At 28.1% G+C, this 15,580-nt stretch carries 14 protein-coding genes; 6 read left to right on the plus strand and 8 right to left on the minus strand.

Going from position 1 to position 15,580, the window contains the following annotated elements; translation table 11 throughout:
- Nucleotides 1–6 precede the first annotated feature (6 nt).
- Nucleotides 7–1,053, plus strand: a complete 1,047-nt coding sequence (locus CURT_RS00250; RefSeq protein ID WP_018713568.1) for a type II asparaginase — start codon at nt 7–9, stop codon at nt 1,051–1,053.
- Between the two features lie 477 nt (nt 1,054–1,530).
- Here CURT_RS00250 and CURT_RS00255 read toward each other — a convergent pair whose 3' ends face one another.
- The 3 genes from CURT_RS00255 to CURT_RS00265 are packed head-to-tail and all read right to left on the minus strand — an operon-like array spanning nt 1,531 to nt 7,333.
- On the minus strand, nt 1,531–6,240 hold the full coding sequence (locus CURT_RS00255; protein WP_018713567.1) for a RecQ family ATP-dependent DNA helicase: 4,710 nt from the start codon (nt 6,238–6,240) through the stop codon (nt 1,531–1,533).
- On the minus strand, nt 6,241–6,996 hold the full coding sequence (locus CURT_RS00260) for a class I SAM-dependent methyltransferase (RefSeq protein ID WP_018713566.1): 756 nt from the start codon (nt 6,994–6,996) through the stop codon (nt 6,241–6,243).
- On the minus strand, nt 6,980–7,333 hold the full coding sequence (locus CURT_RS00265) for a Fur family transcriptional regulator (RefSeq protein ID WP_018713565.1): 354 nt from the start codon (nt 7,331–7,333) through the stop codon (nt 6,980–6,982). The genes CURT_RS00260 and CURT_RS00265 overlap by 17 nt, the downstream gene beginning before the upstream one ends.
- A gap of 144 nt (nt 7,334–7,477) precedes the next feature.
- On the opposite strand from CURT_RS00265, the gene CURT_RS00270 reads away from it, so the two are divergent.
- Genes CURT_RS00270 through CURT_RS00285 form a run of 4 tightly spaced genes read left to right on the plus strand, consistent with a single transcriptional unit; the run spans nt 7,478 to nt 11,543 of the window.
- Nucleotides 7,478–8,452, plus strand: a complete 975-nt coding sequence (locus CURT_RS00270) for a metal ABC transporter solute-binding protein, Zn/Mn family (protein ID WP_018713564.1) — start codon at nt 7,478–7,480, stop codon at nt 8,450–8,452.
- 45 nt (nt 8,453–8,497) lie between these two features.
- Nucleotides 8,498–10,003, plus strand: a complete 1,506-nt coding sequence (locus CURT_RS00275; RefSeq protein WP_018713563.1) for a HoxN/HupN/NixA family nickel/cobalt transporter — start codon at nt 8,498–8,500, stop codon at nt 10,001–10,003.
- On the plus strand, nt 10,000–10,749 hold the full coding sequence (locus tag CURT_RS00280; protein ID WP_018713562.1) for a metal ABC transporter ATP-binding protein: 750 nt from the start codon (nt 10,000–10,002) through the stop codon (nt 10,747–10,749). The genes CURT_RS00275 and CURT_RS00280 overlap by 4 nt, the downstream gene beginning before the upstream one ends.
- Nucleotides 10,734–11,543: a metal ABC transporter permease gene (locus CURT_RS00285; RefSeq protein WP_018713561.1), complete on the plus strand. Its 810-nt coding sequence runs from the start codon at nt 10,734–10,736 to the stop codon at nt 11,541–11,543. The genes CURT_RS00280 and CURT_RS00285 overlap by 16 nt, the downstream gene beginning before the upstream one ends.
- Here CURT_RS00285 and CURT_RS00290 read toward each other — a convergent pair.
- Complete coding sequence (locus CURT_RS00290) at nt 11,540–12,457, minus strand: DMT family transporter (RefSeq protein WP_018713560.1); 918 nt, start codon at nt 12,455–12,457, stop codon at nt 11,540–11,542. The genes CURT_RS00285 and CURT_RS00290 overlap by 4 nt on opposite strands.
- A gap of 70 nt (nt 12,458–12,527) precedes the next feature.
- On the opposite strand from CURT_RS00290, the gene CURT_RS00295 reads away from it, so the two are divergent.
- Nucleotides 12,528–13,067 carry a manganese efflux pump MntP gene (locus tag CURT_RS00295; RefSeq protein WP_018713559.1) on the plus strand — a complete coding sequence of 180 codons (540 nt, stop codon included), beginning with the start codon at nt 12,528–12,530 and terminating at the stop codon, nt 13,065–13,067.
- On the opposite strand, the gene CURT_RS00300 is transcribed toward CURT_RS00295, so the two are convergent.
- The 4 genes from CURT_RS00300 to rpsT all read right to left on the minus strand — a co-directional run bounded on the left by CURT_RS00300 (nt 13,062) and on the right by rpsT (nt 15,554).
- Nucleotides 13,062–13,298, minus strand: a complete 237-nt coding sequence (locus tag CURT_RS00300; RefSeq protein WP_018713558.1) for a replication/maintenance protein RepL — start codon at nt 13,296–13,298, stop codon at nt 13,062–13,064. The two genes, CURT_RS00295 and CURT_RS00300, sit on opposite strands and share 6 nt — an antisense overlap.
- Entirely contained in the window at nt 13,295–14,122 is an 828-nt protein-coding gene (locus CURT_RS00305) for a universal stress protein (RefSeq protein ID WP_018713557.1), read from the minus strand. The genes CURT_RS00300 and CURT_RS00305 overlap by 4 nt, the downstream gene beginning before the upstream one ends.
- A gap of 88 nt (nt 14,123–14,210) precedes the next feature.
- On the minus strand, nt 14,211–15,278 hold the full coding sequence (prfA, locus tag CURT_RS00310) for a peptide chain release factor 1 (protein WP_018713556.1): 1,068 nt from the start codon (nt 15,276–15,278) through the stop codon (nt 14,211–14,213).
- A gap of 3 nt (nt 15,279–15,281) precedes the next feature.
- On the minus strand, nt 15,282–15,554 hold the full coding sequence (gene rpsT / locus CURT_RS00315) for a 30S ribosomal protein S20 (RefSeq protein ID WP_016646237.1): 273 nt from the start codon (nt 15,552–15,554) through the stop codon (nt 15,282–15,284).
- Nucleotides 15,555–15,580 lie beyond the last annotated feature (26 nt).

Raw genomic sequence — 15,580 nt, forward strand, 5'->3', positions numbered from 1 at the left:
GTAAAAATGAAGATTTTAAAAAAATTAGCATTTTTTATGCTGTTAGGAACAACTATGCTTTTTGCAAAGCCAACTATTTACATTTTAGCAACAGGTGGAACTATCGCTGGAGCTGGTGATAGTGCGTTAAGTGGAAGTTATACTTCAGGAACAGTTACAGTTGATAAGTTAATTGCTGCAGTTCCACAAATTAATGAAATTGCTACTATTAAAGGCGAGCAAATTTCAAATATTGGTTCACAAGAGATGAATAATGAAGTTTGGTTAAAACTTGCTAATAGAGTAAATGAGCTTTTAGCAGATAAGAGCGTTGACGGTATAGTTATAACTCACGGAACTGACACAATGGAGGAAAGTTCTTATTTCCTAAACCTAGTTACAAAAAGTAAAAAACCAGTTGTTTTTGTAGGTGCTATGAGAAGTGGAACTTCAATGAGTGCAGACGGTCCTTTAAACATCTATAATGCTGTAAATGTTGCTATGGATAAAAACAGTGTTGGAAAAGGTGTTTTAGTTGTAATGAACGATAAAATTCATGCTGCTAGAGAAGTTACTAAAACAAACACAACTGCAGTTGATACTTTTAAATCAGTAAATACAGGAAATATCGGAACTGTAAATTATGGTATAGTAAATTACTATCTTGCTCCAGTTAGAAAACACACTGTAAATTCAGAATTTAGTGTAAAAGGTCTTGAAAGTCTACCAAGAGTTGACATAGTATATGGACATACACAAGATACTCCTGATTTTGTAGAAACTGCTGTTAAAAACGGTGCAAAAGGTATAATTCTAGCTGGTATGGGAAATGGAAACCCTTATCCAAGTGTTGAAAAAGCTTTAGCAGATGCTGTAAAACAAGGCGTTGTAGTTGTTAGAGGAAGCAGAGTAGGAAGTGGTTCAACTAGCGTTGGTGCTGAGGTTGATGATGCTAAATATGGCTTTTTAACAGCTGATAACTTAAATGTTGCAAAAGCTAGAGTTTTATTAATGGTTGCTTTAACAAAAACAAGCGATAAAGATAAAATTCAAAAATACTTCAAAGAGTACTAAGATAAAAAGGCGGAATTTTCCGCCTTTAATTTCCAGTAATAATAAAAAATATTATAAAAAAAACAATTATACTTAAAAATTATTTTACCACTTTTTTAAAAAAGAGTTTCATCATTTTCTTTATCAAGCGCTTTTGTAAATTTTTAAGATAATATTGTGCTCTATAGCATATGCAAGATATAAATTAAAATAGAACAAAAATTATAGTATTATAGGACTAGATTAGAATATAGGTTCAGGAAAATCTAGGTCAAGGCTAACTAAAATGATTTTACAACATCTTCTCTATTAAAAAACGTCCCATCAGCTTTTGTATGGCTTTCTATGCTATTATAGCTTTATTACAATTAAAAAAATAGCAAGTTTTCTTAAGCTTGATCAGGTTTGAAAACATCTTTTTAGAATAACTAGGCAATTTAAAATCCTTTCAATAGAATAATTAATACTTTATTCCACCCGTAAAAATTCGTTAAAATTTTATAAATTCATTTTTATTTCACATAAAGCTATTCTAAATTCGCTATTTTTTTCTTTACTATACCAAACTACAATATATTTTAGTTTAGATTTTTGATTTAATTTATATCCTTGAGTTTCATATTTTTCTATCTCTTTTTTAAATTTTTTTGAAAACTTTCCAATACAAAAATTTTCACTAAAAATTCCTTGAGTATTTACTCTAACTTCTTGACCAGCTTGTAAATTTAATTTTTTGGTTGTTAAGAATAAATCATATTGTGATAGATTAACATCACTTAACCCCATTGTTAAAGTTATATTTTTAGGAGTATAAAAGCTATTTTTAAAATCTAATATTTTAGTAAAATAGCTTTTGTATTTTAGAAAAATTTCATTTTTAGAATAGATAAAAAGTGATTTTTTTGCTCTTGTTATTGCAACATACAAAAGCCTTTTATCGTATTCATTGTCTATTTTATCTTTAAAACAAAGATGAACATTATCAAATTCTTTACCTTTGGCCTTATGCATAGTAGAGATTATCACATTTGATTTTGTATTTTCAAACTCATCAAAATCGATAATTTCTATAAATTCTTTAAAAGCTTTTTTAAGATATTTTTCATTTTCACTCATATCATATTCATTTTGAAACTTTTCTATTACTTCAAGTGCAAGTGCTAGATTTGAAGAATTATTAAAATTTTTTATAAATCTGTCAAGAGCAGTATTGAAACTGGATTCATAAAAATACTCTAAAAAAGCTCTCAATTCTATCAAATTTCCGAGTCTAAAGCCATTTTTATCTGTTAAAAGTTTTGCTTTTATATTTTTTTGGAGTAAAAAAGAGTAAATATCAAGCACTTCTTTATTTGTTTTTGCTATGATTGCATTTTGTTTGTTAGTATCCAAATTAGTTAGTATATTAGTTATATAATCATTTGTTTGTAATAATACAATATCTCCCATATTATTAGAGTTTGAGATTAAATTTTCATATTTTAATTTTTCTTTAAACTCGTTTCTGAAAGCATTAAAAAAACTAACTAAATTATAACAACTTCGATAATTTGTTAGTAGATTGTAAGCTTTATAATTTATAGAAAAATCATTTTTGAACTCTTTAATAAATTTAATATCAGCTTTATTATCACCAAAATCCATAATACATTGATCATCATCTCCAACTGCAATTATTTTTTTATCATTTGGCATGTTTTTATAAATTTCTTTTATGAACTCATAACTTTTAAGCCCTATGTCTTGATACTCATCAAGAACCAACATCTGGATTAAAGGAAGCTCTACATCTCCATTTTGTAGGGCTTTTGTAGCGTTAGGAATGGCATTTTTTAATTCATCCTCACTGCTGTATTTGCAAGATAATAAATTTAAGGCAAACGCATGAAAAGTATAAATTTTAACCTTGTAAATTTGATTGCCAATTAGATTTTTAAGCCTAGTTTTAAATTCACTAACAGCAGTTCTTGAGTGTGCAAGCATTAAAAAATATTCTGCCTTAAAGCCTTCCTTTGTTATTAATGAAGCAATTTTATGAACCAATGTTTTAGTCTTTCCACTTCCAGGGCCTGCCAAAACCATAATAGAATTGTTTTTATCATCTTCAAATACTGCTTTTTGTTCAGTGCTTAAAGATGATAAAATTTTATTTAACTTAGTTTTGGTAATTGGAAGTTTTATATTTTTATCAAAATTATATATTTTTTTAAATTTTTCATACTCTAGGCTAAAATAATCTTTTATAAATTTGCTAACATTTTTATCTTTGTTAGTTAAAAGCTCTAAAAATTTAGCCTGTATGTGCACAGCTTCTATTTTTCTTTCATAATATTTTGCTAAAGTTTGATTATAATCTCTTCTTTTTTGATATGGTGTATTTTCATTTATTTTGTCTAAAAGCTCTATTTTATAAGCCTTATAATAAATTAATCTTCCTTTTCTAAGTTCGAAATTTTTTAAAATCTGATGTAAATAAACAAGACAGTGATGGAAAAATTCAGTTCTTATACCGAGTTTGCTTTGAAGCTTCATAGATGCAAACTCTATCTCTTTTTCATCTTCGTTTAAGAGATTTAAAATTTCAAAAAGTATAGTTTTACAAATTTCTTGTCTTTGTTTTAATAAAATTTTAAAAGATTTTTCATCTTTTAGTTCTATAGTAGTAAAAAAGTTATAAAAATAAACATTTAGAGTTTGGTTATGAATTTTTGATAAAGATGAAAAACTTTGGATAATTTTTTTGATTTTTGTAATTTTTTTGGTATCTTTATTTTCAATGTCTCGAATATCAAATTTTTTCTTTTCCAGTATGTAATCAAGAATTTTATTTTCAAGATTTAAATGATTGAAAAATTCATTTTTTACTTTTTTATTTATTAATACTGAAATATCGTTATCATAATTTATTAAATTCTCTTTTTGAAGTGCATAAATTGCTTCAAAAGTATCTTTATTGCTAATTCCAATATTGCTTGACAATGTGTCTATTTCTACTGGCTCGGTCTTGCTTTTTTGGATGATATTTTGCATTATCATAATCATATAATTAAAAATTGTTAAATATTTTTCTTTTTTGCTTTCTAGTAAATTTCTTATATAATTCATGTTTCTTTTTTCTTTATCTATTAAAGATGAACCACAAATTGTATATTTATCCCTGTCTCGTTTTAAAATTTCACATCTTTCAAGCTCTAAAAGTGCAGTTTTTACAATATTTTCATAATCAAGTTCTAAATTTATTCCTGAGTTTTTAGCAAGTGTTTTTGGTGATATGTAAACCGGATTTATTTTTTTATTTTTTAGAGTTTTAACTATTGATTGAATTTCTTCAGCATCAATTTTATTTGAATTTAATTTTTGAAAAATTTTATCAAAATCATCTCTTTGATATAGGATTATGCATTTGGCTACAATATCACTACTTCTTGCACCACGACCTGATTCTTGTAAATATGCTTCAAGGCTATCTGATTGACTATAATGAATTACAGCTTTTATATTCGGTTTATCAATCCCCATTCCAAAAGCTGTTGTTGCAACCACTATGTCTATTTTATCATCTATAAAATCCTTTAAAATTTCGCTTTTGTTTCTTCCCTTTCTGGTTTTTAGTTCTATTTCTTCATTAATTTTTGCATAAAATGGTTCAATGCTTAAATTTAAATACTCAAGTCTTGCATCTTCTGTTAGTTTTTGACTTAACTCTTTGCAGCCTTTTGCATTTTGTGGGAGATAGATTATTGTTGGTATTTTCCCTAAATTTTGAATTGTTTTTATTAATTTTTCATATTTTTCATTCTCATCTTTTACTTCTATTGCCTCATATTCTAAATTCTCTCTTTTTGAAGAAGCTAAAAACTCATCAAATTCTATTTTCATATTTTTAAAAAAATATTCTTTTATATCATTTATAACCTCTGGTTTAGCGGTGGCTGTAAAACAAGAAACGGGTATATTTTCTTGCATATTTGAGCTTTGATTTAATTCATTTATGAAAGTTGCGATATAGTGATAATCGTGTCTAAAATCGTGCCCCCAAGATGAAAAGCAGTGTGCCTCATCAATAACAAATCTATCTATCATTCTACACTTTAATGCATTGAAAATAGAATTTGATCTTAATGCTTCTGGTGCTAAATACAAAATATCAACTGTGCCGTTTGAAATTTGAGTTATTATATCAGATCTTTCAACCGGGCTTAAATAGCCACTTATTGCTTTTACGCTAAAGTTTTGATTTTTTTCTTTAAAGCTATCAACATGATTCTTCATCAAAGCCTGAAGTGGTGAAATAACAACAGTTAAGGCATTGTAAGCTTGTGCTTTAATAAGAGCTGGAAGTTGAAAAGTAAAAGTTTTTCCACCACCTGTTGGAAGAATTGCAAGAATAGAATTGTCATTTAAAGCAGAATTTATAATGTCTTTTTGTGAAATTTTAAATAATCCTTCATTAATATTTTCAAACTCTTTAAAAGTATTAAAACCAAACTCATTGAGTGCAAATTTAGAAATATTTGTGCTTTTTAAATCAAAACATATATTTTTTATGATCCAAGAAATGTTTGGAAATTTATTTATTATGATATGTGAAATTGCAGCTTTTCTATCCGTATATAAAAATGAAATTATAAAAGCAAGCTCAATAGGCATTGTGTTTGCAAGAAGTAAAATATCATCTTCTTCGTATTTTATATCATTTGGTATAATTTTAGAGAAGTCATTCTTTTTAGGCTTTAAATTTTTATATACAAAATATCCATTAAAATATTTATTTTCATAGAGCAAGTCTACAAAAGCTTGTTTTATTTCATTGTTTAGACTATTGAATTTGGCATCTAATAGTTCAAAAAGAGCCTTTGTTTGAAAAGCATCTCCAAGTGGGTTATTTTGTATGTTTAATGTGGTTTTGTACGGCTTTAATAATTTATGAGTTTTTTTATTTGGAAAAAGAAGCATGGAAAGAAAAAGTGTATCAATGATATTTTTATCTTTTAAATTATCATTTAAAATAGTTGATGATAAATAAATTCCATCATGATCTATAAAATTATGCCCACAAATAAAATTAAAACTATGCTTTTTTAAGAAAAAATCAGCTTCTAAAATTTCATTTGTTTTTATAGAATCATCTTTAAAGACAGCACCAAATTCATACAGCTTCTTGTCATTTTTACCAATTTCTGTGTCTATAAAGATTATTTCGTTCATTTAAAACACTAAAACCCTCATTTTGCTTTTTATCACATCTTCTATAAAGCCATCTTTTTGCATTTTTAAAAGAGTGTTTTTTATCTCACCCTCATCATACTTTATACCATTTATTTCTAGATGCCAGATTGTATTTTCAAAAGCTTCATTAAAACTTCTATTAGCTGATCTTATTTCTCTCAAAACTTCTGTTTTATAAGAAATATTATTTTTTATAAGAAAATTTTGTAAATTTGAAGCGGTGTTTTTATTTTTATCATTTCTTTTATAAATTTTATAAAATGGATCAAGCATAGATGAGTTTTTTGGCTCTTCCCAATTTAGATAAATTCTTAAATTCCCTAGATCCATAAATTTATTAAAATCATCCTCATTTTGTAAAGCTGGACTCATAGTTAAAAATGCGATATCAAATTTATCAGCGGTTTGGAAATTTTTAAAATCAGAGTTTATTGTTTGAAGGTTATTTATTTTAAACTCAGCTTTTTTTAAATTTAACTCCTCGAGCATTTTTGTTGAGCTATCTACACCTAAAACCATTTTGCAAATTCCGGCTAAATAAAGTGAATAAATCCCAGTTCCACATCCTATATCAACTAAGGTTTTATCTTTAAAGCTAACATCAAAATCTTTTAAAATCTTAAAAAATCTTATTTGGAATTCGTTCAAATTTCCATCAAATTTACTATAACTTTTAGCTTTTTTATCCCAAATTTCACTATTTTTTATATTGCTATTTTTATTTTGAACATTCATCACAAGTTCCTTTTACAACTACGCTTTTTATATTCTTAAGTTCTAAATTTGGCATTGATATTTCTTCCATCTTATGACATTTTTCACAAACAAAATAAGCTTTCGCATGATCTGCTAACTCATAAAAATTTTTGTTGTTAGCCATACTTGAAATTAAAATTCCTTTTTCTTCAAGTAAGTCTAAGTTCCTATAAACTGTGGTTTTATTAGCATTTGTAAGATCTACTATCTCGTCATAACTAACAGGTTTGTTAGCGGTTTTTAAAATTTTTACAAGAGAATTTCTAAAAGCTGTTGGTTTTATATCGTGGTTCAATAAAAATTTTTTTACATCCATTTTAAAGTCCTTAAATATGATAATGATATCATAAAATTAATAAAACAATAGTAAAAAATGCAACCTAGTTGCTTAAAATTAAGTTGCAACTAAGTTGTGTTTGATATACTTTTTCAAATTTTTTTAACAAGGAGAGAATAAAGTATGAAAAAACTATTTTTTTTCACTTTAATCAGTTGCTTAGGAGCTTTTGCAAAGCCTTTAGTTACAACTACGATTTTGCCTACAAAATATTTTGTTGAGCGTATCGCAGGAGATAGTTTAGAAGTTGTAAGTTTAGTAGAGAAAGGTGCTGACCCACATACTTACGAGCCAAAACCAAATCAAATGAAAAGTGTTGAAAAGAGCGAACTTCATTTTGCTGTAGGAATGGAATTTGATGAAATTTGGCTTCCAAGACTACAAAAACAATTTCCAAATTTGGTTGTTATAAATACAGATGAAAATATAAAAAAAATTCCTATGATGGCTCATCATCATCATGATTCACACGAGCATGAAAGTCATGCTGATCATAATCACCATGATGATAATCACGATGCAGTTCATGAGCACGAAAATCACGAAGTAAAACACAGTGATGAGCATCACCATGAAGATGCAAATCACGAACATCATCATTGCGATCACGGTGGAGTTGATCCACACATTTGGCTAGATCCATCACTTGTAAAAAAACAAGCTCAAAATATTGCAAATGCATTAATTAAGAAATACCCTAAAAACAAAGAGCTTTTTGAATCAAATTTAAATAAATTTAACAAAGATTTAGATAGTTTTGATAAAAATACAGCTGAGAAATTAAAAAATTTAAAATCAAATAAGTTTATGGTTTATCACCCATCTTGGGGATATTTTGCAGCTCGTTATGGTCTAGTTCAAATTCCTATAGAAATAGAGGGAAAAGAGCCAAAGCCAGCTGACTTAAAAGAGCTTATAAATAAAGCAAAAGATGAGAAGATAAAAGTTATTTTTGTTGCTCCTCAGTTTTCTAAAAAAGCAGCAAATATGGTAGCAAAACAAACCGGAGCAAAAGTTGTTGAAATAGACCAATTGCCTGAAAATTGGCTTAGCGAAATGCAAAAAACAGTAGATATTTTTGCCAAATTTTTAAAATAAATTTAAAATAAAAACCTAAAATATGCGTAAAACAAAAGGTTTAAAATGAGGATATTTGTAATACTTTTAATTTTTGTTAAGACGCAAATTCTAGCTTGTGCGTTGTGTGCCTTAATGACACCAACTGCACATGTTTTTTTAAATTTTAATACCGAAGAAGACACTCTTAAAAATATCGAAATTTCATGGATATTTTCTCAAAATTTTACAGATCTTACACTTCAAGGATATGACTTTAATGCAAATTCAAAACTTGAAAAAAATGAACTTGATGAAGTAAATTTTGCAATGCTTAACTATGTAGGTGATAAAAACTTTTTGATGAATTTTCAGTGGTATGATATGCCAAATGGTGAGTCAAATTTAATAGAAGGTAATTTTAGTGATGCAAAAACTGTAATGGAAGATGGAAGAATTGTTTTTAAATTTAAGCAAAATATAGGTGTTAAAATTCAAAAAAATAGAGTTTTTAAAACAACAGCTTATGATGAAAATGGTTATTTTAACTTTACTTTTTTAAATAGTGACGCGGTTAGAGTAAATGATGATTTGCATATTGAATTTAACTCAAATTTAGGAGCAAATTTTGCTCTTTTTGAAAGTGGAAAAGTCCCTGTAAAAATTCAAAAAAATTTAAAAGATCTTGTTAATAATAGTGGAATAGATAACAATACAAAAAAACTAAATTTTATAGATAAAACTGCTATAAATTCACTTGAAAAATTAAAGGCTATTTTTACAAAAAGCACAAATGATTTAAGCTTAAAGCTCATAATTAGTGTGATTTTTATATCGTTTTTGTATGGCTTTTTTCACGCAGCAGGTCCAGGACATGCAAAGGTTTTAACAACTAGCTATTTTTTAGCAAATGGAGGAAATTATTTAAAAAGCTTTAAATTTGCTCTAAAAATAGGTTTTTTTCATGTAATTGGAGCTTTTTTAATCGTTTTAATAACTGTGTTTGTAATAGACATAGTTGCAGGAAGCATATCGTCAAATACTATTAAGCTAACAACACAAATTTCATCTTTAATGATAATTTTAATTGCAATTTATATGTTTATACAAAAAATAAAATTTCTTGCAAACAATAATCACCCAAAAGAATGTGGATGTATAAGTTGTAAAAGCGCAAACACAAAAAAAAGTGAAATTTTTAATTCTAATCTAAACACTTTAAATTTGAACAACTCAAACATATCAACTCTAAAATTTCACCCAATAGATTTTAAAAAAAATAAAAAATCAAAAAAAGAAGAGTGGTTAATCGCACTTAGTTCAGCTATTATTCCATGTCCTGGCACAATTTTAGTTTTTTTATTAGCCTTTAATGTTGGAAGTTACGGGGTGGCTTTTTTAAGTGCTTTTTTTATGGGATTTGGCATGAGTTTTATTATTTTTTTAGCAGCTATTTTCGGAGCTGGAATAAACAAATTTACAAGTTCAAAATTTGAAAATTTGAAAATTTATATCGAGTTTTTAGGTTTAGCTTTTATGTTAATTATTGGTGTTTTTATGTTTTTAATAGCTGGAAGCTTGGAGTCTTTATGATAAAGGTTGAAAATTTAAATTTTGGCTATGATGAAAATTTAGTTTTAGAAAATATTAATTTTACATATAATGAGAAAGATTTTTTATGTATAATTGGTCCAAATGGCGGTGGGAAAAGCACATTATTAAAGCTTCTTTTGGGGCTTTTAAAACCAAACTCTGGTGAGATAAAAATTTTTGATAAAAATCCAAATGAGGTTTCAAAACAAATTGGCTATGTTCCTCAACTAATCCCACTTAATAAATCTTTTCCAATAAGCGTTTTAGAAGTAGTTTTAATGGGAAGAATAGATAAGAAAAAATTTTTCTTCTATTCAAAAGACGATAAAGAAAAAGCCTTGAAAGCACTTGAAATAGTTGGTATGCAAGATTTTTATAAAAAGAAAATTTTTGCACTAAGCGGTGGGCAAAGACAAAGAGTTTATATCGCAAGAGCTTTGGTAAGTGGTGCTAAAATGTTATTTTTAGATGAGCCAACTGCAAGTATTGATATAAGAGGGCAAATCGAAATTTATGAAATTCTAAAAAAAATACATGAAAATGGAGTTGGAGTTTTGATGATAAGCCATGATTTAAATACTTCTATAAATTACGCAAACAGGGTAGCCTATGTAAATAAAAAACTCATAATGCATGATATAAGTACAGATAAACGAAATAACTTTTTAGAACATTTAGAGCAAAATCATAGTCATTTTTGTGATGTTGAGCTGATTTTAAAGGAGTGTTCATGCAAGAAATGTTAAGTTTAACTTTTATGCAAAACGCATTTTTAGGAGGAATTTTAGTAAGTATAGCATGTGGAATAATTGGCTCACTTGTTGTTATAAATAAAATGACTTTTATAGCGGGTGGAATTTCTCATGGTGCATACGGTGGCATTGGACTAGCTTTTTTTCTAGGCTTTTCACCACTTCTTGGGGCAACATTATTTAGCATTGCTTTAGCTTTAATAGTTGCTTTTATGAGCTTAAAAGATAAAGAGAGATTTGATTCAATAATTGGTGCTATTTGGGCATTTGGAATGGCTGTAGGTATTATATTGATTGATTTAACTCCAGGATACAATGTTGATTTAATGGGTTATTTGTTTGGTTCTATTTTGGCAATTGATAAAAATACTTTAATTTTTATAGGATTTGTAAATTTAGCAATTCTATTTTTCATAGTGCTTTTTTATAGACAATTTTGTGCGATAAGTTTTGATATGGAATTTGCAGGACTTAGGGGCGTTAAAACAAAATTAATTTATTATCTTTTAGTTGTTTTAATGACGCTTTGTGTTGTTTCTACTATTCAGGTTGTGGGACTTATCTTGGTTATTGCACTTCTTACAATTCCTCCATATATTGCTGAAAATTTTTCAAAAAGATTAGGTGAGATGATGCTATTTTCAAGTATTATTTCATCCTTACTATGCACAATGGGTCTAATAATTAGTTATAAATTTAATTTAACAAGTGGTGCAAGTATTATAATAATTGCATCTTTAGTGTTTTTTTGTGTAGCAATTTATAAAAAAATAGCTAAAATATCTTAAAAAATTCGTCTAGTGAACTTTCTTATGAATTTGGTTAGATTAAGCTCATTTATTAAAATTGCAGTTATTATGAGAATTGCTCCAAAAATTTGAGCTTTGCTTAAAAGCTCATTTCCTATAAAGTATCCAATAAATCCTGCGCTTACTGGCTCCAAAATTAAAATTAGTGAAGTTTGTTCTGGGGTTAGATAAATTTGAGCTTTTGTTTGTACAAAAAAGGCAATTACTGTAGCAAAAACAGCAGTAAATATTATCATGTACACAAAATTTATACTTAACCAAATTTCAAACCCTCCAAATATATTTAAAGAGTTTTTGCTAGGAGTTGCAAAAAATAGAGCATAAATAAGTGTTAAAAAGCTCATTGTAAAAAATTGAGTTATTAGGAGTATATAAATGTTACAAGCTCTAGCAAACCTACCTGTGTAAACAACATGAAGAGCATAAGCAAAAGCTGAAATAAGGCTTAATACTTCGCCAAATCCAAGCCTTAAACCACTTGTTCCACTTAGCAAAAACAGTCCCAAAACTGCCATTACGGCTCCTAAAATTGCATTAAAGCTAAGGTGTATTTTAAAGATAAAATACATTAAAAATGGCACTATTACAACATTTAATCCTATTATAAAAGCAACAGTTGAGCTAAAAGTATAGTTTAGAGCGTAAGTTTGAAACATAAAGTCTAAAAACATAAAAATACCTAAAATAACACCAAATTTAGTTGAGGTTTTGTCAAATTTTATACCTATTTTAAACGAGATTATCCAAAGTAAAATAGCAGAAATTAAAAACCTAAAAAATAAAAAGCTTGGGACATTTATATTTTTAAGCATATATTGTATTGGTAAAAATGTCGCCCCCCAGGCAATTGCTATGGTAATGAGTGAAATTTTTGCTATTTGAGTGTTTGTCATAATCTGCCTTTAAAATTTTAGTATTTTATCATAATTAGTTATAATTGTGCTTCAAAATAAAAGGATTTTAATGGAAGTTTTTTTAATAGCTTTTGGTCTTAGTATGGATAGTGTGGCTTTAAGCATAGCAAATGGTGCGAAATATCCAAATTTAAAGTTTTTAATAGCCTTAAAAATAGCTTTTGTTTATGCATTTTTTCAAGGATTAATGTGTGTTTTGGGTTATATTTTAGGCATTGGCTTTGCTAAATTTATAAGTGAAATTGATCATTTTATAGCGTTTTTCATACTTCTTTTTTTAGGAGTAAAAATGATAAAAGAGGCAAATGATGAAAAGGTAGTTAGTTTAACTAACAAAGAGTTAGTGTTTGGTGGAGTTGCTACGAGTATTGATGCTATGGCTATTGGTGTAACATTTGGCTTAAGCTATGTTAGTTTGAGTTATTCAACTTTTGTTATTTTTACGCTTTGTTTTATTCTTTGTTTGTTGGCCTGTTTTATCGGAAAAAAAGTAGGGGAGTATTTAGAAAGTAAAGCTATGATTTTAGGTGGAGTAATACTTATTTTTATAGGTACTAGAATTTTGCTTACTCATTTAGGAGTTTTATAAATTTAGTTTGTAAACCCCATTTTTAATTTTTTTTAAAACAAATTTTTCATCAAGTAGTTTTAAGGTTTGGATAACCGTTGGCTTACTTGTGTTTGTCAGAGTGCAAATCTCATTAATGCTTAGCGTTATAAAGCCATTTTTATCATGGTTTTTAGCCAAAAACTCTATAACGCTAACCTTTTTATCGCCTAAAATTTTTTTATAGATTTCAAGCGAGTTTATATTACTCACTGTGCAACAAAAACAGGAACTAATGCTTTTTCAACAACATTTTTAGATGTGCTTCCAAAAAATAGTGTAGCAAAAATACCCTTACTAAAGCTTCCCATTACAAAAAGATCTAAGTTATTTGCTCTTCTATATGATATTAGCTCATCTGCAACTTCGCCACTTAAACTTACAAATTTTGCATTTTCATTTTTTAAAATATCTTTTGCTATATCTAAAATTTCTTTTGATTTTTTTTCATCTTTATTTATGTTTAGCACATGATATTCTAAGTCTTGACCAAAAATATTACTATCTTTTATGCTATGTAGAGTTTTTATAGCCGCATCGCCACCATCAAATGCAACAAGAGCTGATTTAATCTCAGAAAACTCCTTATTTACAAATAAAATTGGTGTTTTTGACTCTCTTGTAAGTGCAATTATGTTGTTTTGAATATCTTCAGTTTCATCTTTTATTGATACAACTATTGCGGCAATATCATTATAGTTTATTAAAATTTCTATTATATCACCACATTGTAAATCGCTACTTGATTTAATGTCTGCCTCATCAGCCATTTTTTTAGCTTTTTTTAGCATATCTTCAGCTTCATCAATCTGCTCTTTTGTAGGTTTAAGCTCTTCTGGGTCATAAACCATATCGCTTCCTTGGGTTACTACAAGTCCGCCAGCTGCTAAGCCTAAAAAATTCGGTGTAAAAAGTGGGGTTTTTATAACATGTAAAAAAATAACTTCTAAGTTTAGCTTTTTTGCCATCTCTAAGCCATAACTACATACAGCTTCATTTAAAGGATTATTATCAACACAAACTAATATTTTTTTCACAGCCTACTCCTTTTGCTATATTTTGCTAATTATAGCAAAAGTAAGTTTAATTTTTAATCTTAATGTGGTTTTATTTTAGAAATGTAAATTACTCTTCTTCGCCTGAGACTGCTTTTGCTTGATAATAGGCAATTAATGGATCTATTATCTCATCAAAAAGTCCAGCTGACATAATTGCTTCTAGTCTATAAAGAGTTAAATTTATACGATGATCAGAGATTCTGTTTTGTGGATAGTTGTAGGTTCTTATCCTGCCACTTCTATCGCCAGTTCCAACTTGTTCTTTTCTTTTTTCTCTCTCTTCTTCAAGGCGTTTAGCTTCTTGCATCTCATAAAGTCTTGCTTTTAAAACCTTTAAAGCAGCATCTTTATTTTTATGTTGGCTTTTTCCATCTTGATTTACTACAACAAGTCCAGTTGGTATATGAGTAACTCTAACGGCACTATCAGTTGTATTTACACTTTGTCCACCATGTCCTGAGCTTCTCATAACATCTATTTTAAGATCATTTGGATTAATGATTATATCATTATCATCAACTTCTGGCATAATAGCAACAGTTATTGCACTAGTGTGAACTCTTCCTTGGCTTTCAGTTTCAGGAACTCTTTGAACTCTGTGAGTTCCACCTTCGAATTTAAGTCTTGAGTAGGCACCTTTTCCTTTTACAAGTAGAATAATTTCTTTAAAGCCTCCAGCACTTCCTTCGCTTTGAGAAACGATTTCAGTTTTATAGCCTTTAATCTCAGCATATCTTAAGTACGCGTTTACTAAATCACCAACAAAAAGTGCAGCCTCATCTCCACCTGTTCCAGCACGAAGCTCTAGAAATATGTTTCTATCATCGTTTGGATCTTTTGGGATGAGAAGTATCTTTATCTCGTTTTCAAGAGATAATTTTTTGTCTTCTAAAAGTTTTAATTCCTCTTTTGCGAGCTCACCAAGTTCCGGATCTTCTAATAAATTTTTGTTATCTTCGATGCCTTGGATTGTGCTAAAGTATTCTTTCGATGCTTTGTAAATTTCTTCAATACTGCTTTGCTCTTTAGCAAGCTTAGTCATTTCATCTACATTGCTGATAATATCTTGACTGACGAGCAAATTTGAGATCTCGTCATATCTTTTTATAAAATTTTCAAGCTTATCAGCAAGCATAAGTTATTCAGCTTTATCCATAGAATTTACAAGTTTTGCAAGGCGACTAACTCTTCTTGAAGCAGTTTGTTTTTTAAGAAAACCTCTACTTACAAAACTATGAATGTCTTGATTTGCAACTTTAAAAGCAGCACTTGCAGCTTCTTTGTCGTTTGCTTCAACAGCCTGTCTTACCGCTCTTGAAATGTTTTTAAGTCTTGTGCGGTAAAATCTATTTCTCTCTGTTTTTTTAACAGTTTGTCTTGCTCTTTTTTCAGCAGATTTATGATTTGCCATTTTATATACCTTTTAAATTCAATATA

Origin of the sequence: Campylobacter ureolyticus, assembly GCF_013372225.1 — a bacterium.
Classification (GTDB): domain Bacteria; phylum Campylobacterota; class Campylobacteria; order Campylobacterales; family Campylobacteraceae; genus Campylobacter_B; species Campylobacter_B ureolyticus.